General features: G+C 28.6%; 20 protein-coding genes. 9 read left to right on the forward strand and 11 right to left on the reverse strand.

The features are described 5' to 3' along the window. The first annotated feature begins 50 nt into the window (after window positions 1–50). Both ACSIGC_RS05365 and ACSIGC_RS05370 read left to right on the forward strand, forming a co-directional pair. Entirely contained in the window at window positions 51–647 is a 597-nt protein-coding gene (locus ACSIGC_RS05365; protein WP_442267130.1) for a SprT-like domain-containing protein, read from the forward strand. 12 nt (window positions 648–659) lie between these two features. After that, window positions 660–1,736: a mannose-1-phosphate guanylyltransferase gene (locus tag ACSIGC_RS05370; RefSeq protein WP_442267131.1), complete on the forward strand. Its 1,077-nt coding sequence runs from the start codon at window positions 660–662 to the stop codon at window positions 1,734–1,736. A 58-nt stretch (window positions 1,737–1,794) separates the two neighbouring features. On the opposite strand, the gene ACSIGC_RS05375 is transcribed toward ACSIGC_RS05370, so the two are convergent. Then, entirely contained in the window at window positions 1,795–2,271 is a 477-nt protein-coding gene (locus ACSIGC_RS05375; RefSeq protein WP_442267132.1) for a thioredoxin family protein, read from the reverse strand. A gap of 52 nt (window positions 2,272–2,323) precedes the next feature. Continuing rightward, window positions 2,324–3,346, reverse strand: coding sequence for a tetraacyldisaccharide 4'-kinase (gene lpxK / locus ACSIGC_RS05380; RefSeq protein ID WP_442267133.1), 1,023 nt, complete (start codon window positions 3,344–3,346; stop codon window positions 2,324–2,326). A gap of 53 nt (window positions 3,347–3,399) precedes the next feature. Between lpxK and ACSIGC_RS05385 the strand changes: the two genes are divergently transcribed. Both ACSIGC_RS05385 and ACSIGC_RS05390 read left to right on the forward strand, forming a co-directional pair. Further along, window positions 3,400–4,494 (forward strand): Nif3-like dinuclear metal center hexameric protein, encoded by a 1,095-nt coding sequence (locus tag ACSIGC_RS05385; RefSeq protein WP_442267134.1) that lies wholly within the window; start codon window positions 3,400–3,402, stop codon window positions 4,492–4,494. Between the two features lie 2 nt (window positions 4,495–4,496). After that, complete coding sequence (locus tag ACSIGC_RS05390) at window positions 4,497–5,267, forward strand: zinc ribbon domain-containing protein (RefSeq protein WP_442267135.1); 771 nt, start codon at window positions 4,497–4,499, stop codon at window positions 5,265–5,267. A 346-nt stretch (window positions 5,268–5,613) separates the two neighbouring features. Here ACSIGC_RS05390 and ACSIGC_RS05395 read toward each other — a convergent pair whose 3' ends face one another. The 5 genes from ACSIGC_RS05395 to ACSIGC_RS05415 form a co-directional block, all read right to left on the reverse strand. Then, a complete protein-coding gene (locus ACSIGC_RS05395) occupies window positions 5,614–7,467 on the reverse strand; it encodes a DUF349 domain-containing protein (RefSeq protein WP_442267136.1) in 1,854 nt (617 codons plus the stop codon). A gap of 107 nt (window positions 7,468–7,574) precedes the next feature. Then, complete coding sequence (locus ACSIGC_RS05400) at window positions 7,575–8,330, reverse strand: shikimate dehydrogenase family protein (protein ID WP_442267137.1); 756 nt, start codon at window positions 8,328–8,330, stop codon at window positions 7,575–7,577. Then, a complete protein-coding gene (locus tag ACSIGC_RS05405) occupies window positions 8,311–9,318 on the reverse strand; it encodes a DUF368 domain-containing protein (RefSeq protein ID WP_442267138.1) in 1,008 nt (335 codons plus the stop codon). Before ACSIGC_RS05405 ends, ACSIGC_RS05400 begins: the two co-directional genes overlap by 20 nt. A gap of 20 nt (window positions 9,319–9,338) precedes the next feature. After that, window positions 9,339–10,259 (reverse strand): DUF368 domain-containing protein, encoded by a 921-nt coding sequence (locus ACSIGC_RS05410; RefSeq protein ID WP_442267139.1) that lies wholly within the window; start codon window positions 10,257–10,259, stop codon window positions 9,339–9,341. Continuing rightward, a complete protein-coding gene (locus tag ACSIGC_RS05415) occupies window positions 10,256–14,629 on the reverse strand; it encodes a translocation/assembly module TamB domain-containing protein (protein WP_442267140.1) in 4,374 nt (1,457 codons plus the stop codon). The genes ACSIGC_RS05410 and ACSIGC_RS05415 overlap by 4 nt, the downstream gene beginning before the upstream one ends. A gap of 226 nt (window positions 14,630–14,855) precedes the next feature. Here ACSIGC_RS05415 and tsaD point away from each other — a divergent pair, with 226 nt between their 5' ends. Beyond that, a complete protein-coding gene (gene tsaD, locus ACSIGC_RS05420; RefSeq protein ID WP_442267141.1) occupies window positions 14,856–15,887 on the forward strand; it encodes a tRNA (adenosine(37)-N6)-threonylcarbamoyltransferase complex transferase subunit TsaD in 1,032 nt (343 codons plus the stop codon). Window positions 15,888–15,942: 55 nt separating this feature from the next. Here the strand turns inward: tsaD and ACSIGC_RS05425 are convergent, their stop codons facing one another. The 3 genes from ACSIGC_RS05425 to ACSIGC_RS05435 form a co-directional block, all read right to left on the reverse strand. Continuing rightward, the gene (locus ACSIGC_RS05425) at window positions 15,943–16,557 is read right to left on the reverse strand and encodes a thioredoxin family protein (RefSeq protein WP_442267142.1); all 615 of its coding nucleotides are present in this window, start codon (window positions 16,555–16,557) and stop codon (window positions 15,943–15,945) included. A 5-nt stretch (window positions 16,558–16,562) separates the two neighbouring features. Continuing rightward, complete coding sequence (locus ACSIGC_RS05430) at window positions 16,563–17,081, reverse strand: TlpA disulfide reductase family protein (RefSeq protein ID WP_442267143.1); 519 nt, start codon at window positions 17,079–17,081, stop codon at window positions 16,563–16,565. A 101-nt stretch (window positions 17,082–17,182) separates the two neighbouring features. After that, window positions 17,183–17,965: a S1/P1 nuclease gene (locus tag ACSIGC_RS05435; protein ID WP_442267144.1), complete on the reverse strand. Its 783-nt coding sequence runs from the start codon at window positions 17,963–17,965 to the stop codon at window positions 17,183–17,185. Window positions 17,966–18,077: 112 nt separating this feature from the next. On the opposite strand from ACSIGC_RS05435, the gene ACSIGC_RS05440 reads away from it, so the two are divergent. From ACSIGC_RS05440 to ACSIGC_RS05455, 4 genes are all read left to right on the forward strand, one after another. Then, window positions 18,078–18,938, forward strand: coding sequence for an SPFH domain-containing protein (locus tag ACSIGC_RS05440; protein ID WP_442267145.1), 861 nt, complete (start codon window positions 18,078–18,080; stop codon window positions 18,936–18,938). A gap of 11 nt (window positions 18,939–18,949) precedes the next feature. Then, window positions 18,950–19,108, forward strand: coding sequence for a DUF4177 domain-containing protein (locus tag ACSIGC_RS05445; RefSeq protein WP_442267146.1), 159 nt, complete (start codon window positions 18,950–18,952; stop codon window positions 19,106–19,108). Window positions 19,109–19,110: 2 nt separating this feature from the next. Then, on the forward strand, window positions 19,111–19,605 hold the full coding sequence (locus ACSIGC_RS05450; RefSeq protein ID WP_442267147.1) for a hypothetical protein: 495 nt from the start codon (window positions 19,111–19,113) through the stop codon (window positions 19,603–19,605). A gap of 98 nt (window positions 19,606–19,703) precedes the next feature. Then, entirely contained in the window at window positions 19,704–19,871 is a 168-nt protein-coding gene (locus ACSIGC_RS05455; RefSeq protein ID WP_095070432.1) for an Arc family DNA binding domain-containing protein, read from the forward strand. 15 nt (window positions 19,872–19,886) lie between these two features. On the opposite strand, the gene ACSIGC_RS05460 is transcribed toward ACSIGC_RS05455, so the two are convergent. Continuing rightward, window positions 19,887–21,659 carry a CocE/NonD family hydrolase gene (locus ACSIGC_RS05460; RefSeq protein ID WP_442267148.1) on the reverse strand — a complete coding sequence of 591 codons (1,773 nt, stop codon included), beginning with the start codon at window positions 21,657–21,659 and terminating at the stop codon, window positions 19,887–19,889. Between the last annotated feature and the right edge of the window lie 80 nt (window positions 21,660–21,739).

Below are 21,739 nucleotides of genomic sequence, written 5' to 3' on the forward strand. Positions count from 1 at the left end.
TACAAAAGAATCAAACTTATAACTTTTTCTTATTTAAGATTTTAACACAATTGAAAGCAACACTTTTAGCATACATTCCAGAACAATCTGTTCCTTTGACAGAATATCTAATTAAAAAATATGCTATAAATCTTAAAATTGTAAATGAACGACAAACCAAACATGGCGATTTTAGAACATTTGCAGATGGTAGAACTCAAATTACAGTTAATAACAATTTAAATAAATACCAATTCTTATTAACTTTAATTCATGAGATAGCACATCATGTTACCTATAAAAAATTTGGTAGAGTTCAACCACATGGTAAAGAATGGAAAACAGTCTTTCAACATTTAATGCTTCCGTTCTTACGACCAGATATTTATCCAAATCATATACTTCCTCTATTAGCTAACCACTTTAAAAACCCAAAAGCTAGCACAGATTCTGATCCTAAATTAGCCCTAGCTTTAAAAGGAAATATGGCAAAATCAGGAAAGAACTTTGTCTTTGAAATTCCAGAAGGTAGTATTTTTGTGTATAAAAAAAACACATATAAAAAAGGAAAAAAGAGAAGAACTCGATTTGAATGCTTAAATTTAAAGAACAATAAAGTTTATCTCTTTAATCAAAATATAGAAGTTTCAATTGTTGGATTGACATAAAACACACCCATTATGACTAAAAATTATTACGCTATAATTATGGCCGGAGGAGTTGGCTCTCGATTTTGGCCAGTAAGTACTCAAAAGTTTCCTAAACAATTTCATGACATGTTGGGAACTGGTCAATCTCTTATTCAAAGGACTTTTGAACGTATTAATGAACTTGTACCTACTAATAATATTTTAATTGCCACAAATACGAGTTATGAAAAACTAGTATTGCAACAGCTGCCTCAACTAAGTAATCGACAATTACTTTTAGAGCCTGTAATGCGTAATACAGCTCCATGTATTTTATATGCTGCTTTAAAAATCTATAGACAAAATCCAAACGCGGTTATGTTAGTAGCTCCTTCCGATCATTGGATTAAAGATGAAGGTGAATTTTTAAGGAATATTAAAACTTCTTTTGAAGCTTGTTCTAAAGAAGATATTTTAATGACTCTAGGTATTCAACCAGATCATCCAAATACTGGATACGGTTATATTCGATACGAACAAAATTCAACAGAAATAAAAAAAGTAACTCGATTTACTGAAAAACCAGATTTAGAAACGGCTCAACAATTTTTAAAAAGCGGTGATTATTTATGGAATGCTGGAATTTTTGTTTGGTCTGCGAAAAGTATCATAGAAGCATTTAAAGTCTACCTACCCGAAATGGTTGATGTTCTTGACGATGGAAGCAATGTATACAATACAGATTTTGAAGATGACTTTATAAAAAATAACTACGGAAAATGTGAGAATATTTCTATTGATTTTGCCATTATGGAAAGAGCAAATAACGTACATGTTTTACCTGTTGATTTTGGATGGAATGATTTAGGTACTTGGGGATCTCTTTATGGTAAGCTAAAGAAAGATGAACAAGAAAATGCTGTTGTTGGTGCTAGTGTTATTTTTAGAGACGCTAAAGGAAATATGATTCGTACACAAAACGGAAAGCGTGTTGTTATTCAAGGATTACAAGATTTCATCGTAGTTGAAAAGAAAGATGTAATTATGATTTGTCCAAGAAAAGATGATCAAGACATTAAACAAATCATGGCTGAAGCAAGAGAGTCTTTTGGCAAAAAACATGTATAATTAAACACTGAATTATATTAAAAAATGTCATTTTAAATTATATTAAAATGGCATTTTTTTATTTGTTTTGACTTACAATTTCTTCAAAGAAAGTATAATAATACTCAGGTAAATAAGCCCCATTTTTTCTCCCTAAAACCTCTCCTTTTGAATTAATTAAAATTATCGTTGGAAAAGAACTTTGATCGTATCTGTGACTTAGTTCTTTATTAATTTTTCTATTCTCTTTAGTAACTAAATCTCTATTCCTAGGAAAATCAGCTGTATACAACACTAAATTTTCAGCGGCAAATTTTTCGAACTTTTCTGTATGAAATAAAGTATTATCTAGATTGATACAAGGCCCACACCAATCAGAACCTGTAAAATAAATTAAAATGGGTTTATTTTCTGCAGTAGCTTTCTTTATAGCTTCTTTCATTGTAGGTAACCAAATGTTTTTCTCAACTTCCGTTTTCATTTGATTTTCTTGTTGAGCTTGTAAACCAATAGTTACAGAAAAAACTAATAATAAAGTGTAAACTATTCTTCCCATTATATTCTTTTTTACAGGTGAAGGGGAGCAAAAACAATGCCAATATACAAATTTAACTTTTTATAAAACCTGTAATATCAGATACAAAAAGCTTTTCATCTGCTAAGAACTTTGTTTCTATAGCAATATATATTAAGTTAGAAATTCTGCCATTCAACCTCATGAAATCTTTTTCTGTAGTTAGAATCATTTTTTTTTCAGAAGAAATAGCATTAAAAGTCTTTTCAATTTTAGAAATATCTGAATTAGAAAAATTATGGTGATCAGGAAAATTAATATGGGTAAAATTTAAATTATTTTCTTTTAAGTACGCTAATAAAGAATCTGGATTTGCTATACCTGTAACTAAAACTAAATCATAACCTTTTAATTCCTTTACTGATATTTTTTTACTTCCTTTCAAGTTTTCATTGTAATCAATAGTAGAAAAGTACAACTTTTGTTTTTTATTAATATTTAATTTCTTTCGAAGAATATTCATTTCACTTACAGAAAGATTTCCAGGACATTTCGTTACAATAATAACATCTGCTCTTTTACTTCCTCTCCTACTCTCTCTTAAATTACCAGTTGGTAAAATAAAATCATCACAATACAAATCATTAAATTTAGTAAGTAAAATATAATAACCTGCTTTTACTTTTCTATGCTGAAAAGCATCATCTAATAAAATTACATCTGGATTAACCTTCGATATTAACTGTTGTACTCCTTCTGTTCTGTTTGCATTAACAGCAACATGAATATCTTCATTAAACTTTGAGAAAAATTGTAAAGGTTCATCTCCAACATCTTCAGCAATATGATTCTCATTTAATATAATAAAACCTTTTGTCTTCCTTTTATAACCTCTACTTAAAACAGCAACTTTATAATCATTTTTTAATAAACGAATTAAATATTCAATTTGAGGTGACTTCCCTGTACCACCTGTACTTAAATTTCCAACAGCAATAACTGGTAATTGAAACTCTGTAGATGAAAATACTCCTTTATCATAAAAAAAGTTTCTAATCGTAGTTATTAAATCATAAATAATCGCAAAAGGAAATAATAAATATCTAATAGCTTTCATTGCAGCGAAAATACATTAAAAATATTAACTTTACCTTTAGCTAAATAGATACTATGATCGTAAAAGATATTACAAACTATATAGAAAAACTAGCTCCTTTATCTTATGCTGAAGACTTTGATAATGTAGGTTTGTTAGTTGGCAATTATAATACAAAAGTAACAGGAGTTCTTGTTACCTTAGATACATTAGAAAAAACCGTTGACGAAGCTATTGAGAAAAAATGCAATTTAATTGTAAGTTTCCATCCTATTATTTTTAGTGGCTTAAAGAAATTAAACGGAAATAATTATGTAGAACGTGTAGTTTTAAAAGCAATTAAAAACGATATTGCAATATATGCTACACATACCGCTTTAGATAATTCAAACAACGGTGTTTCTGCAAAAATGTGTAAAGTATTAGGTTTACAAAACACAAAGGTTTTAATCCCAAAAAAGAAACAAATCAAAAAACTAACCACCTATGTTCCTTACAGTGATGCTAATGATTTAAGAAAATCTTTATTTAATGCTGGAGCTGGAAACATAGGAAATTACGATCAATGTTCCTTTAATGTTGAAGGTAAAGGCAGTTATAGAGGAAAAGAAAACTCGAATCCAACTATTGGTAAAAAAGGAGAGTTACATTTTGAAGAGGAAACATGTATAACTGTAACTTTTGAAAACCATTTAGAAGGAAAAATTTTACAAGCATTACAAAAAAATCATCCGTATGAAGAAGTGGCTTATGAAATTATCACTTTAGATAATAAAAATCAATTAGTAGGAATGGGTATGATTGGGGAATTTAGTTCTCCTATGGAAGAAATAGATTTTTTACAATTTGTAAAATCAACTTTTAAAACTGGATGTGTTCGACATTCTGAATTAATAGGAAAACCTATACAAAAAGTAGCAGTTTTAGGAGGTTCTGGAAGTTTTGCGATTTCTAACGCAATACGAGGAAAAGCAGACGCATATATAAGTGCAGATTTTAAGTATCATGAATTTTATAAAGCAGAAAACAAGATTTTACTTACAGATATTGGACATTATGAAAGTGAACAGTATACAAAAAATCTTTTAGTTGATTATCTTACAAAAAAATTTACTAATTTTGCAATTATTTTAAGCGAAGAAAATACAAATCCAATACATTATATTTAAAGATGGCAAAAAAAGAAGTAACGGTAGAACAAAAGTTAAGAGCCTTATACGACTTACAATTAATCGATTCTCGAATTGATGAAATTAGAAATGTTCGCGGAGAATTACCTTTAGAAGTAGAAGATTTAGAAGATGATGTTGCCGGATTAAATACTAGACTTTCGAACTTAGCGCAAGATATTTCTAATTTAGATACTGATATTAGTAACAAAAAGTTAGTTATTGAAGAGGCTAAAGCTTTAATTAAAAAGTACCAAGAACAACAAAAGAATGTTCGTAACAATAGAGAGTTTGATTCTTTAAGTAAAGAAACTGAATATCAAGAATTAGAAATTCAATTAGCTGAAAAAAGAATTAAGGAATTTAAAGCTAAAATTGCACAAAAGAAACAAGTAGTTGAAAACACTAAAGAAAAATTAGCACAACAAGAAGGACACTTAAATGCTAAAAAATCTGAGTTAGACGCTATTTTACAAGAAACTGAAAAAGAAGAGAAGTTATTACAAGAGAAATCTATTGAGTTTTCTGAATCTATTGATAAGCACTTATTAACTGCTTACAAAAGAATTCGTAATAAAGTAAAAAACGGATTAGCTGTTGTATCTATTGAGCGTGGAGCTGCTGGAGGTTCTTTCTTTACTATTCCACCACAAGTACAGTTAGAAATAGCTAACAGAAAAAAGATTACAATTGATGAGCACAGTGGTAGAATCTTAGTTGATGCTGCCTTAGCTGCTGAAGAGAAACATAAAATTGATAATTTATTCTCTTAATCAATCATAAAAATATAAAACAAGAAACCTCGAAATAATTCGAGGTTTTTTTATTTCTAATTCCTATTAGTTTTTTTTAATCGAAAAAAAAACAACCATTTTAACAGTATATTTTAAGTGATAACTATACTAAAATAGTTATGAAACTTATTTAAACAACCAAACATGTTATCAGAGAATTGCAAGCTCAAGCACTTTTTGTTCTTCTGAATCTCAAAATTTCATTGCTACACCAGTTCCAGAACCAGCACCAAAAAATCAAGGGTCTAGTTTCCATAGATATACGGATTAAACACGAAAGCCCAGATATTTATCTGGGCTTTTGTAATTTCATAAAACTAGATTATTAGTAATCTAACTTTCTTAAATAATCTAACTTCATCTGCCAAATATCTAACTCGTCTTTAAATCCTTGAATTCCTTTTCTTACATTCTTCACTAATGGATTATCTTCTGTAGCATTAGATATAAAACTTAAGTTATTCTCTAGCTGTTGCATTTCTCTTACAGTTTCTGTAATCTTTTTACGGATAAAGAATTGCTCACTATCTAATTTTCTATAATCTTCTTGAGCTAAATAACCATCAACTACATTCTTAAACTTCATTAACTCTATCTCTTCTCTGCCTAAATTTAATTTTGCTAAACTTGCATCTACAGCTTTGTTAAATTTACCATCTAAATGACGCGCATTTCTTGGTAAAGAACCTAAAGCTCTCCATTTTTGAATGTACTCTTGTACTTGTTCTACAGTTAGGCCTTCTAATGCTTTAAAATCTTCTAAAAACTTCTTCTTTTCTACAACAATAGCTTCTTGTTCTTGACTTACACCGTCTCTATGAGCATTTAAACGGTCGAAAAAAGCATTACAAGCAGCTTTGAATCGATTCCATATTTCATCTGAATATTTACGAGGTACATGCCCAATCTTTTTCCAATCAGACTGTATACGCTTCATCGTATTAGTTGTAGTTTCCCAATCTTCACTATCTTTTAAACTTTCTGCTAATTCTACTAACTCCATTTTCTTCTTCAAATTATCTGTTTGAGAAGATTTTTCTTGTTTATAAAAAGTATTTTTTGCTGTATTAAAACGTTTAGTAGCTTCTTTTAATTTTTGCCAAACAGTTTCACTTTTATTATATGGCAATTTACCAGCATTAAAATATTCTTTGCGTAAAGCTTCTACCTCGCGAATACTTTTCTGCCAATCTTTATGTGTTTGGTTTTTAGAAAAATCGTAATTACTGATCTTTTCAACTATTATCAATTTAGCATCGATAATTTCTTGGTGTTTAGATCGTAAATCTTTGTAGTAATCGTGACGTTTATCATGTAATTTTTTAGTTATATCACTAAAACGATTCCAAACATCTTCACGAAGTTCTCTATTTACAGGTCCAACATCTTCTTTCCAAATTCTATGTAATTCCTGTAATTCTTTAAAAGCAACATTTACATCTTCAACTTCTAATAAAGATTCTGCTCTTGCGATTAACTTTTGTTTCTCTTCTAAATTATGTTTAAAATCTAACTCTCTAAAATCTTTATTTAAATGTAATAAATCATAAAAACGCTCTACATGATGATGGTAAATTTTCCATGTATCATTGTAACGATCTCTAGGAACTGCACCAACTCCTTTCCAACGCTCTTGAATTTTTTGAAATTCATTATACATTGTTCTAGGATCTGCATTTTCTATCAACGATTTTAATTCATCAATAATAATATTACGTTTCTCTAAATTATCTTTAAGTTGATTTTCTATTTGTGTATAGTAAGCATCTCTCTTTTCTTTATACTCTCGTAAAAGTCCGTTATATTCAACTTTTACAGGACTAGAAAACTGAAAATCGATAGAATTACCTCCTTCAGCTAAAAACTCTTCCTTCTTTTGAGATAAAAGTTTACCAAACTTTACATTAAACGCATTTTTAATTTCATCTGCATTATTCTTGATAAGCTGTACGGGATGATTTTTTAATAGTTTCTTTAATTCTACTACTAATTGTTCCAATTCCATTGCATTATAGTCTAGCATTGGAATTTCTTCTTTTTTCTCATCTTTTTCAGAATTCTCGGCTACCATATTCTCCACTTCATTAACTGCAGATTGTGTAGCTTCAGAAACCGTTTCTTTGTTTGTTATAGCTTCAGTAGAATTCTCGTTTGTACTTTTATCTTTATTTTCTAACATATTAAAAATGTTTATAGTTCCATTTGATTTCGAACATAAAGATAAGGAATATTGAATATATCTTGATTCTAAATAAGCGAATCCTTCTTTTTGTAGAAAAAAAAATATTAGTTCCAGATTTCCCAAGCCTTTTCAGCTTGTAATTCTAGCATTTGCAAACCATTTTTAATAGTTGCTCCATTTTCTTTTCCTGACTTTAAAAAAGCAGATTCTGCCGGATTATAAATTAAGTCGTAAAGAATATGATGTTCTCCAATGTATTGATAAGGAATATTTGGCTTTTGTGTAATATTTGGTGAAGTTCCTAAAGGTGTACAATTTATAATTACTAAATGATCTTCTACAACTGTTTTATTTAAATCATTATAACTAAACATAGCTTCATTTTTAGCTTTTCGAGAAACAAAAGCATATTCTATGTTTAACTTTTTTAATGCATAAGCAATCGCTTTAGAAGCACCACCTGTTCCTAAAATTAATGCTTTCTTATGTTTTTCTTTCAATAATGGTTTTAATGAATTTTTAAAACCATAATAATCGGTATTATACCCCTTAAGTTTTCCTTTCTTGCTTATTTTTATAGTATTTACTGCTCCTATTTTTTTAGCTTTTTTATCAACTTTATCTAAAAAAGGAATGATTTCTTCTTTATACGGTATTGTTACATTCATACCTTTTAAACTAGAATTATACTCTTTTAAAACATCGTCTAACTCGTTGATAACTGTAAGGTCGAAATTTACATATTCATGATCATGTAAATCTAACATTTCGAACTTTTCAGCAAAATATCCTCTAGAAAATGAATAGGAAATATTTTTACCTATTAATCCGAATAATTTCTTACTTCTTTTTTCTTCCATAAAAATCGATTATTAAAATAAGTGCTATTCCTGTTATTATAAAACCAATTGTAATCCAAGTTTCTGTTAATTGAAAATCTGGAATAAATCGTTCGTAATTTTCTACAATTTTGTTTCCTTTACTATCAAACAAAAACTGACTATTTTCTTGTTTGTAAATGGTTTTTTTCCAAGGCCAAACAATTCCTAAAGAACCACTAATAAAACCAATAATAACAGCTGTAACTATATTTTTATAATGTTTTAACACATATCCTAAAACATGAGAAATAGACACTAAACCAAAAGCTGAACCTAAGGTAAAAACAGATATAATTTTCAGATATCTAACTTTAACAGCATCTTTAAATCCTGAAAAATCACCAGAAAACATATTAGCAATTACTACTCCTAGTACATTGACACTATCTACTAGTAATAAAACGTAATTTCCTAAAAGAATAAGAATAAAAGAACCTGATAAACCTGGTAAAGTCATTCCTGAGACACCAATAATTCCACAAAGAAAAACAAACCATAAATTATCGTTCTCTTTTGCTGGTGTCATAAAACTGATTGCCAAACCTATACTCACACCTATAAGTAATGAAATTACACTTTTAAAATTCCAATTTCCAAAATCTTTAGAAATGTAATAAATGGAACCTATAATCATTCCAAAGAACCAAGCCCAAACATAAAGTTCATAATTCTTAAGGAAATAATCGAGTACTAGAGAAACACTAAAGTAACTAAATGTACTTCCTAACATTACCCAAACTAAAAATTGAAAATTGGTATATCTGGCGAAGCTTTTAAACTTTCCACTAAACAATAACTTAAAAGCTGTTTTATTTATGCGTTGAAAAGTAAAAATTAATTCTTCATAAAATCCCATAACAAAAGCAACCATTCCTCCAGAAACCCCAGGAACTTTATTAGCTCCTCCCATGGTTAAACCTTTTAAAAAAAGATTTAGTTTCTCTAAGAATGTTCGTTCCTTGTGCATAAGGCCTAATTTACCAATAATTACTTTTTAACGGCTAATTTTTCTAAAAGAATAATTAAACTAAAACCAACTATTGATAAAATTATTGCATAAAGTAATTGCGGATCTCCTTCGTATGAAAATGGAGAAATAGACAATTCATTAAAGGCTTCTTTTTCTCCGTGAGAGTTTATTCTGTAGGTTAATACTTTCTTCCAAGGCCAAATTTTATTTAAAGAACCTATTATGAAACCTGTTAATGCAGCTAATGTGTAATTTTTATAATTAGCAAATAACCATTTTAAAACTCTAGAGAACGATAATAATCCAACTATCGACCCTAAAGCCACAAAAAAAACAGTTACAAAATCTCTTGAACTTACTGCGTTTAATATTGGTTTATAAGCCCCTAATAAAACTAAGATGAAAGACCCCGAAATTCCAGGTAAAATCATAGCACAAATTGCTATTGCTCCAGATAAAAACAAAAATAAATTTGAAGAACTTTCTGATACTAGTGGCGGTAATGTTGTTATTATATATGCTGCAACTGCGGCAGAAACTAATAATACAAAAGACAAAACACTCCATTTCTTAATTTGTTTTCCTATATAAATAACACTCGCCAAAACTAAACCGAAGAAAAAAGACCAAACTAAAATTGGTTGTGTTTCTAGTAACCAAGAAATTATTTTAGCTAACGACAAAACACTTATAAAAATTCCTGTGAAAAGTGCTAATAGAAAATTCCCATTTAATTGCTTCCAAGCTGTTTTGAAACCTTCTTCTTTTAAAGTCTTAAATAAACTTAAGTTTATATTACTGATTGATTGTAATAACTCTTCATAAATTCCAGAAATAAATGCTATTGTTCCACCTGATACTCCAGGAACTACATCTGCTGCTCCCATCGCCATTCCTTTTAAAGCTAAAACTATGTAGTTTTTAGTTGTTCGGATCATTGTTTAATTTTTGTAGTGTCTTGTTTCTTTTTGAAGTTTATTAACTTACTTTTTTTTACAATAATACTATCTTTTTTTACTTCTTTTTTCTTTTTCTTCTTCTTTTTCTTTATACCTAATTTCTCACCTAATTCACCTAATGAATTGAAATTAACTTGATACGATAATCCTAAACCTTGAGTATAACCTTCATTATCTATATCAAACTGAATATCATTAGGCTTATTAAAAAACATTCCTCTTAAAGTTCCTTCTTCATTTAATAAAACCTCTACTTTAACATCTACAACACTAGTTTGAGCACTTGCTCCAATAGGTACACCTAAAGCTCCGTTCACTAAGACTCTGTCTGAAATTTGAGTTGAAAACGATAAATCAACTTGATCGTCTATATTATTTTGAAGTTGCTCTACATTTGTTCTATCTCCTTGTGTATACTGCACTCCAAATTTAAATTTACTATCTTCTTTATTTATAACACTTGATAATATATTAGACGCAACTTGAGCTGCTGTACCTGTTATACCATTAGATGCGCTATTTCCTATATTTTCTTCATTAAAAAAAGTACCAAATGCCATTAAAAATGTGAAATGTTGCATTTTGGTATTAATATCGTTTTCATTCAATTTAAATTCTAGTTCAGAAGCTACTGTTGAATTTGCATTTGGTATCTTTATATCAAACTCTTGTTTAGAATCAAATAAACCTCCTGTGATATGCGTATACAAATCGATAGGGATTTTTCTAGTTGAATTAATATTATCTAATAATTGAGCTGGATTGGCCTTAGTTCTATAAATTGCCGTAAGATTTAACTGTGCTTTTAAAGGGTCTCCTGACCAAGAAATCGTACCTCCTCTTTGTACTTGAAAAGGCTTACTTATAATACCTCCATATTTAAAATTATAAAACCCGTTATCGATAGTAATTGCACCATCCATAATAAACTTACCTCGTGTATCAATTTCTATATGTAAATTTCCGTTTCCGCTTCCTTTTAAATCACTTCCTGACACTTTATCAATTACTACTTGGGCTATTGCATCTTTAGTTACCTCTAAATCAAAATCAAGATTTACACCTTTAATTTTTTCAATATTAATTTCTTTTTCGTTTACCTCCTCATTAGTTTTAAAACGTATCAACTTATAATTATCGATAGTAGTTACATCATTTAAAGGAATAACAAATAAAGTTCCTTCTTCTGTTTTTCCATTTACTTTAATACTTAAATTACTGGTTAAACCTCTTATTCTAGCATTTCCTCTAATAAATCCTTTCCCATAATAAGGAATTTCTTCAGCTTCTTTAGTATCTAACACTAATAAATTAGGAGTATCTAAATCAAGTTTTAAATACCATTGTTCAAAATTACTATGTGTAATACTTCCATTTAAATACCCTTTAGTATCATATTTAGTGTCTTTTATTATAATATTATTGATAAAGAAAGTTTGATCAACTAGTTTAATTTTAGTGTTTTCAATAAGATCAAAGTCTATATTTAAATAAGGAAATGTTAAACCTCCTTCATCTAACTTTAACTCTCCTTTAAAAATAGGATTATACGCTAATCCTTTCGCTGTAAAGTCTCCAGATAAACGACCTCTAATATTGGAAAGTACTTCTCCTCCCAAATCAGTAAAACCATTTAATTCGTATTGATTAAAATTAACTTTAAGATCTACTTGAGGTTTTTTATTATTTGTAAAATCTAAACCTCCTATGATTTTAATATTATCGAAATTATAATCTCGTAAAGAGACATCAACTTTAAATTTATTTAAAGAGTTTTCTCCTTCTATTTTAGCTTTTAAAGTACCTTGCGAAAAATCATTTACGATAACATCATTAATAATAATATTTGCTTTGGGCTCAATTTTTCCTTCTTCTTCTTTAAGTGCCAGATTACCATTTAATAAACCTTCTAAAAACAACCCTTCTATTTCAGGCAAAAAGCTTTGCAATTGTACTTTCTTAAAACTTGCTTTAATATCTTTTTGATTATCACCTATTACACTTCCCTCAAAATCAATATTTTGCTCATCAGATATCAATTTAAAAGGACTGAATTTGTAACTTTTATCTTTAACGTTAAAAGCTAATTTATTTTTTTTATCTGATTTTGGATTGATAATCCAATCGAATCCATTATGATTAAAAGTTGATTTTTGTAATCCAAGTACAGATTCGTGTAACTCATTTATTGTATAGAAAAAATTTAAATCGAAGTTTTCTTTTTCCTTTTTCCCCCCTTTAAATGTAGATTTAAAAAACAAAGTATCATTTGCCGTTCTATTTACCAGATTTAACTTGCTTATATGATAATATTTATTGGCTATTTTTTGTGCTGTAAAGTGTGTGTTATAAAGTTTATTTTTATTATCAACTCTCAATATTACATCTTTAATATCATTTTCATACGCGTTAATATTAGGCGAAGAAAAAGTCAATTTCACTAAATTTTTATCAGAGTTAATTCGTCCTCTAATTCTTGTGTTTTTTCCTATAGAGATTTTAGGTAAAAAAACATCTACAATTTGATTATAAATTGTGAAATCAAAATTTAAAAATTGATGTTTTTCAATTGGCAAGGCTTCATAATTAGTATATACACTTCCTAAAGCATTTTGAAAAACTGGTATTATATCGTTAAAATAAAATTTACCTTCTAATTTACCTTTGACAATATCTGTAGAATTTACTTCGATAGTTTTAATACTATCTTTTACAGAAGATTTAATATTGAAGTTTTTAAATGAAAACGTTTTATTTTCATTTTTATAAATAAGGTTTTGAAAGGTTGCTTTACCAACAATATCATCAAACGTATTACCTACAACATCTAATTGGATTTTTCCTTTTAATTCTGAGATACTGTCTCTATTGAAAAAGTTAGTCTTTTTTAAATCCAACTTATCAATATCTGCTACAAAATCAAATTTATGTGTTTCAGAAGAAAAATCTGCTAGCCCTTTAAAATCTAGTTTAAAATTTTCATCCCTTGATTGTAGGTACCCATCAAATTTTCTGTTTTGAAATTGCCCGTTCACATTTAGATCTTTGTAAGAATATCCTCTAAAATCTAAACGAGTTACTTTACCTATAATAGAAGAGTTGATATTTTCAACATTAAAACCACTTCCATGAACGTCTGCTTTTAATGACACTTTATGCAAATCATTATTTTCTGCAAACTTTCCTAAATCAAAATCAATAAACTCTATAACACCATCATAAGTTGCATTATCTATCTCGTCGATATTTGTGAATAATAAATCAGAAACAGTGCTACCTAACTCAGAATCTAAATTTAATGTAGCATCCATTTGATCTGGTGTTAAACTTAATAAACCTGATAAAGAAAAATTGCCAATTCTTTTAAAATTACTAGGTAATGTTTTCCCTAAAACATTCGGTAGGATGTTTTTCAATTGATTGTAGTTAGAGGCTACATTTTCAATATCAGCATCAAATAAGAACCCTCTCTCAGAATTAAATGCATTAACAAATCCCATATCTCCACGGATAATCATTCCGTTTTTTGAATACATGTTTATATTATTTGCATTGAAATTATTTAATGTACCTGTAGCGGAACCCGTAAAGATTAATTTATCATTTCCTCTTAACTCTCCATAAAATTTATTCACATCTTTAACTGCGAGTGTGCTTTTTTTAAAGTCAGCTTTTATATTAACTTTATCTGTAAAACTTGCTAAATCTTTCCTCTTGTAATTAAATACAATATCAGTTTTTAAAAATGAACCATTGTCGGTTTTAATAGTAGTATTATTAAAATCCATTTTAGTTTTACTGTAGAAGAAATCAGTAGTTACATTCGTTACATTTATACCTCTATTATCTATTAAATATAACCCTCTAATATTTGCATAAACATCTGGGCCAACAACTTTAAAATCCTGTATATTTCCCCCAGCATTATAAGCTGCATATTGTGTTTGTTCTTTATTATTTTCATCTGAAACCTTAAAATTCAGGTTTTCTAAATAAATATTTTTTGCTTTTAGAGTAAATGGATTTTCACTCTTTACTTGATCATCATCTTCTTCAAAACTTTCAATAAAAACTGCTAAATTATCTTCTTCTTCTCCTTTATATTTTTTCATATAAAAATAAGCTCCAGACAAACTAACATCACTTAAATCCACCTTATTATCGACAATCTTTTTTGCATTTTGAAGTGAAGTTTTAAGGTTTTTTACAAAGATTAAAGTATCATTATGATGATCTCTAATTTCTATATCTTTTAGTTGAACATTACCTAAAAGAGATAAATCAATTCTTTTTATAACAATATTTGTTTTAAAATCATCATTAATTCGCTTTGTCGCAATTTTTGCCAACTTACTTTGAACAGCGGGAATAGACAAAACTATTACGAGAAGTAATAAAAGTATTGCTAAGATTCCTACAATTCTAACCGCTATTTTCCTAACTCTTCTAATGATATTGACCTCCTAATTTTTCAGAAAGAAACTACAAAAATTCTGCCTTATTGCAAAGAAACGCCAATTTTAACGAATATCTAACGTATTATGAATATTTTTGCACTGATAAATCCAAACAGTTTTGAGCGAAAAATCTATTTATATTTTAGGTATAGAAAGTTCTTGTGACGATACTAGTGCAGCTGTAATTCACAACGGTAAAGTTTTAAGTAATGTTGTAGCAAACCAAGAAGTTCATGCTAAATATGGTGGTGTAGTTCCTGAATTAGCTTCTAGAGCTCATCAACAACATATTGTTCCGGTGATTCAACAGGCAATAGCACAAGCTGGGATTACAAAATCTGATTTAAGTGGGATTGCTTTTACAAGAGGTCCTGGTTTAATGGGATCACTTCTTGTAGGAACATCTTTCGCCAAATCTTTAGCACTAGGTTTAAACATTCCTTTGTTAGATGTAAACCATATGCAAGGTCATGTTTTAGCACATTTTATAGAAGAAGAAGGTAGTAAAATCCCTCCTTTCCCTTTTATTTGTTTAACCATTAGTGGTGGACATACACAGATTGTAAAAATTTCGAATCATTTTGAAATGGAAGTGCTTGGTGAAACTATAGATGACGCTGTTGGAGAAGCCTTTGATAAATCTGCAAAAATTCTAGGTTTACCTTATCCTGGCGGACCTTTAATTGATAAATATGCAAAAGAAGGAAACCCTAAAGCATTCGCCTTTACACAACCAAAAGTTGGTGATTTAGAGTTTAGTTTTAGTGGTTTAAAAACTCAAATTTTATATTTTGTTCAGAAAAATGTAAAAGAGAATCCGAATTTTATAGACGAAAATTTAGTTGATATTTGTGCTTCTATACAACATACGATTGTAGAAATATTAATGAAGAAATTAAAAAACACTGTAAAACAAACGGGCATAAAACATATTGCTATTGCTGGAGGTGTTTCAGCAAATTCTGAAATTAGAAAACGACTACAATTAGCAGAGAAGCATTGGAGATGGACAACTTATATTCCAAAATTTCAATATACAACTGATAATGCTGCTATGATTGCTATAGTTGGCTATTTAAAATATTTAAACAATGATTTTACAGATTTTTCTGTTTCTGCAAAAGCTCGTTTAAAAGTAACAGAAAAGTAAAACTTAAAAATCACACAAAATGTGTGATTTTTAAGTTTATTCTTTATCCAAAAACTTATTTTTTTGTTTTAATAGAACATCCGATAGCTTTAGTCTGAACTTTAGTAGGCATAACTCCTTCAAGCAAATCATTAATTGCAATTTCTGCATATCGTTCAGATACATTATTAGCATCACGTGCATTATTATCAATTGCACCGATATAAGATAACACAAAATCTTTTTTATCATTCTTTAAAATGAAAACATGAGGAGTTTTTGTCGCTCCAAATTTTGGATAAACTTTCTGTCCTGCATCAAATAAATAAGGAAAAGTAAATCCTTTTTCTTTAGCTCTAACTTTCATTGACTCATAATCATCTCCTTGAGAAACTTCAGGGTCATTTGGATTAATAGCTACCACAGGAAAACCTAAACCTTTATACTTCTTATCTAGAGCTATAATTCTGTCTTCATACATTTTAGAATACGGACAATGGTTACAAGTAAAAACAACCACAACTCCTTTAGCATCTTTATAATCGCTTAAAGACACCATTTTTCCATCTATATTTTTTAGTGTAAAGTTATCCACTTTATCTCCTATTTTATAAGCTCCTTTATCTTTTGTTGTAAAGGCTACACTAGCTAAAAGTACTAATAAGGCAAATACTGTTTTAAAAGTTTTCATAATATTTAATTTAAAAATTGTTGTAATTCTTGTTGAAGTAAATTATAACTAAACGATTGCTCGTAAAAAGCTCTTTTATTATTTTTATAAATAATAGTAGCAGGAATTGCTCCAGACCATTCTGTAGAAATTCCGTTAATCCATTTATCTTGATCTGGATCGTCTAAAACCACAACTTCTGGTTTTAATTGGTGCTCTTTTATAAATGGTAATAACTCACTCTCAATTTGATTAGGAAAATCTAAGCTTACAAGCAAAAGCTCTACATTTTTATCTTTATATTCTTCATTCAACCTTTCAAAGGCTGGTAATTCTTCAACACAAGGTTTACACCATGTCGCCCAAAAATTGATAACATGAATTTTGTCATCTTTTTTTTCTAGCATTGGTTTTAGTTGATCGTAGTTTAAAACTTTTACAACTTCATTCGCAGCTTTTAATTTTGTTGAAACGGATTTTTTATTTTTGGTATTACAAGAGAATATAAAAAATGAACTAAATAATAATATTAATATTGATTTCATCACATTAAATTTAATTAAAGTATAACATATCATTGAATTATTAACGCTTTTTTAACTAAAAAAGCCTCTTAAAAAGAGACTTTTAATTATTTATAAATATTTTAAGAGAATATTTCATTTAACAGTTTAGCTAAACGTAAACCTCCTTTTTGTAATTGCTCTCTTACAACAGGAAAAAATTCATACGAATACTTATATCTTAACTTATCTCCAGACTCGGCAGAGTTATATATTCTTTTTGTTAATTTATGAGAATCTTTTACCCAATCTAAAACACTTCCTTTTTGAATATAATTAATTTGTTCTTTAGTTAAATCTTTAGCATTTTCAGCTAATTCAACGTAACTCATATCCCATTTAGCAATAATATCTTCATCCCAAACTCTATGCAAATTAGAACCTCTTCCATGCCATTGAACTTGTATAGAATTTCCTCCTTTATCTTCTTTTCTACCAATATGTAAAGGTTGATGTAAATCTCCTATTAAATGTACTAGCATTTTTAAACAAAAACGTTTATCTGCTAAACTAGAAGTTTTATCTTTTAAGATTTTAATACAGTGATTGATTCCAGTTACAAGATCTCCTTTAGGATTTTTCTTAGACGATTCATAATCTCCATCTAAGGGCATATTTACATAATGCCAAGCACTATATTTTCTGTAATTTCTATCCGATTTTATCTCATCTGCATAAGTAGAAACAAATGCCAGGCTTTCACCTTGCAAGAGTTTTTCTATTTTTCTTTTAGCTTTTTTAGTTAAATGTTTTTCTGCAATTTTTCCAGTCACTCTATGACCTGTAGGTCCCCAAGTATCGTCTGATCCAAAAGCAAACGACACGTTAAATAATAGTATAGTAACTACTAATAATCTTAGTTTCATTTTTTATGTTTTAAGCAAAAATACAATATAATTCATTCTCAATATTTGCGTAATTCAAAAAATATTTTATATCTTTATGATATCAAAATAATATCATTTCAAATTAAAACTTATGAAATCAGAAAAAATTATTAAACCAGCCAGTGGATACTTAATGTTAATCGTATTCTTTATTTTATTTATTGGAAGTATTCTTGCTATGATAAAATTAGAGAATCCAATTTTTGTTATTTCTCTAATAGCATCAATAATTATGTTATTCGGATTCATTCTAGTAAACCCTAACACATCAAAAGTTGTCTTGCTATTTGGAAAATACATGGGTACCATTAAACAAAATGGATTGTATTGGGCTAATCCTTTTTACACTAAAAAGAAAATCTCTTTACGAGCTAGTAACTTTGATAGTGAACGATTAAAAGTTAATGATAAATTAGGTAATCCTGTTATGATTAGTACCATTCTAGTTTGGAGAGTTACAGACACATACAAAGCTGCATTTGATGTAGATAATTATGAAAACTTTGTTCGTGTACAAACTGATGCAGCTGTACGAAAATTAGCCAGTATGTATCCTTACGATAATTTTGCTGATGAAGGCCATGAAGAAGATATTACATTACGTTCGAGCGTAAATGAAGTAAGTGAGACTTTAGAGAAAGAGCTTGAAGAACGTTTATCAATTGCTGGTATTGAAGTTTTAGAAGCTCGAATTGGATACTTAGCTTATGCACAAGAAATTGCCAATGCCATGTTGAAAAGACAACAAGCAACTGCCATTGTAGCTGCAAGACATAAAATTGTTGAAGGTGCTGTAAGTATGGTAGAAATGGCTCTTGAAGAATTAAATAAAAAAGAAATTGTTGAGCTAGATGAAGAACGTAAAGCTGCTATGGTTAGTAATTTAATGATCGTTCTTTGTGGGGATAAAGATGCTTCTCCAGTAGTAAATACGGGAACATTAAATCATTAAAAAGTAAAATCATGAAAGAATATAAAGTTGTTAGACCAAAACTAGGCTTAAATAATAGATATCAAAAAATGGAAGATTTATTGAATCAATATGCACGAGAAGGTTGGATTGTAAAACATATCGCTGAAAGTTGGATTCATATAATCTTAGAAAGAGATAAAAACAGATAGTTATGAGAATATTTAAAGAAGAGCAACGTTTTACACAACAATGGTTAATTGCACTTTTAGTAATTGGTCTTATTGTTCCTATCATCATACTTTCTAAAGCATATGCTGAAGAAAAAATGGGATTAAACGATTTCATTTTTGCCATGTGCTTAATCATCATACCTACAAGTGCAATACTCTTTTTTAAATTAAAAACTCGAATTGACGAACATGGAATTCATTATCGTTTTATTCCTTTTCATTTTAAAAATCAAACTATTCATTGGAGTGATATTGAAAATATTTACATCCGAAAATATGATGCAATTACTGAATATGGAGGATGGGGAATGAAAGGTGGTTTGTTTTGGAAGAAAAAAAACGGAACAGCTTATAATGTATCAGGTGATATTGGAATTCAAATCGAATTAAAAAACGGAAAACGTATTTTAATTGGCACACAATTACAAGAGCAAGTTAACACAACAATTAATCATTATAACAATCAAGAGATATGATACGCTTATTATTACTTTTACTATTGTATTTCATTACAATTTTTTGGTCTTTTGTACTTATATAAAAATTGTTGAAAAATTAATAATTTAAAATTCTTATGGCTAAAAAGAAAGCATTTGCGTTACGAATAAATGAAGACATGCTTAAGGCTGTTGAAAAGTGGGCTGCAGATGAGTTTCGTTCTACAAACGGACAAATAGAATGGATGCTTATGAAAGCCTTGAAAGAAGCAAAAAGAGAACCTAAAAAAAAAGAAGAGGAGTAAATTACTCCTCTTCTTCTATTTTTTTACTGGCACTATAATTTTACTAGGATACTTCTTGTTATGAAATAACTTAATTATTGCTGTTTTAGCTTTTTCTGCTATTTGTGACGCTGGATCTTCTTTGTAATTATAATTCTTTTGAACATTCGGGTTGTCAATAGTTGAAAAAATTAAACGTAACCTACTTCCTTTTTTCACAACTCTACTAAACATATTTTCTCCTTCAAAAAGGTATTTATTAATTGTATTTCTTTTTGGAAAATCAACTTTTTCTAGTCCATTTCTATAACGTGCTCTTAGTTGATCAGTTTGTAAAAAAATCGATTCATTATTTTTAGTAATTTCATATACTGAAACTTCAAAATCTGTATCATCTACATTTAATTCAATATAAGCTTCAAAAGCAATTTTTCCATTAATATTTAAATCTTCTTGTAATGGTGCAGAATGATATATTAAAACTTCTTTATCATTCACATAACTCTGATCTTTATAAAAATCTTTGTTATCACTAGTGTAACTCGTATTATTAATTCCGTTATTCGCTAAAGGATTATAAACAATTTCATCTGGGTTTTTATCTGAATCCTCAGGTGAATCTATCAATTTACCAGAATTAAATACACTTTTAGCATCTGTATTTTTAGAACTTAAATAGAATTCTTTCTTTGCGTTCGCAATATTTTTAAAATCAGAAGTGTAATTCCAAACGTTTTTACCCATGGTATAATACGCTACTCTATTTTTTAAAAACTCTGGTTTCTTTCCTTTCTTTAACGTCCAATCAAACCAATTTAAATGCAAAGTATTCATATTTAAAACTGCATTTTCTTTAAACTGTAAACCACCTAGTTCTTTTTTAGGTCTTCTAGTTCCTCCATGACTCCAAGGCCCAATAATTAAATAATGATTTAATCTTGCTTGATTATTTCCATATTTCATATGATCTGTATAATACTTCATTGCGCCAGGTTGATCAGAATCAAAATGACCAGTAATACTTAAAATCGGAATATTTATTTGCTTAGACTCCTCTGGTTTAAAATAATATTGTTGCCAAAATTCATCGTGACTTGGATGAGAAATCCAGTTTTGAAAAACTTCTTTCGGATATCCAACAATATCATCATAAGTATTGAACTTTGCATTTTTCTTATATAATTCCTCCTGTTTATGTGTCCAAAAATCAGCTCCAAATAATTTCTGATTGATAGTTTTCTCACTCGTTAACATTAACCAACGCATCACATATGGATAGAAAATATTATTGTATTTCGGAAAATCTAAACCTGGTCCAACTGAAGCGGTTGGAATAATAGTTTTTAAATACTTTGGAAATTCTTTTAACACAAACCATTGATTCATCCCTCTGTAAGAACCTCCCATCATTCCAACTTTTCCATTACTCCATGGTTGCTCACCAATCCAATTAACTACTTCTGCCCCATCTTTAGCATCATCTTGAAAAGGAATAAATTTCCCTTCAGAATTACCTCTACCTCTACAATCTACTGTAATAAATACATAACCATTACGAGAAAAAAACAAACCTCTTTCGTGATTTTCATCTGAAACATAAGGCGTAATTACAAGAATTGTTGGATACTTTTTTTGGTTGTTATAATCTTCAGGAAGATAAATGTTTGATGATAATTTAGTTCCATCTGAAAGTTTTATTTTTTGATAAAACTTAATTTTAATATTCAAAGAATCTGAGGAATTTTCAGCTCTCATATCTGTACCATAAAAAAGTACACATAGCAATAATAGATATTTAATATATTTCATAGTTTATCTGATTTAAATCAAAAGTAATTTTCCTTTTTTAGTGAAACAAAACTATACAAAGTCATTAACAGTTTTTTAAG

It is taken from the genome of Tenacibaculum aquaeponti (assembly GCF_052084715.1).
Lineage (GTDB): Bacteria > Bacteroidota > Bacteroidia > Flavobacteriales > Flavobacteriaceae > Polaribacter.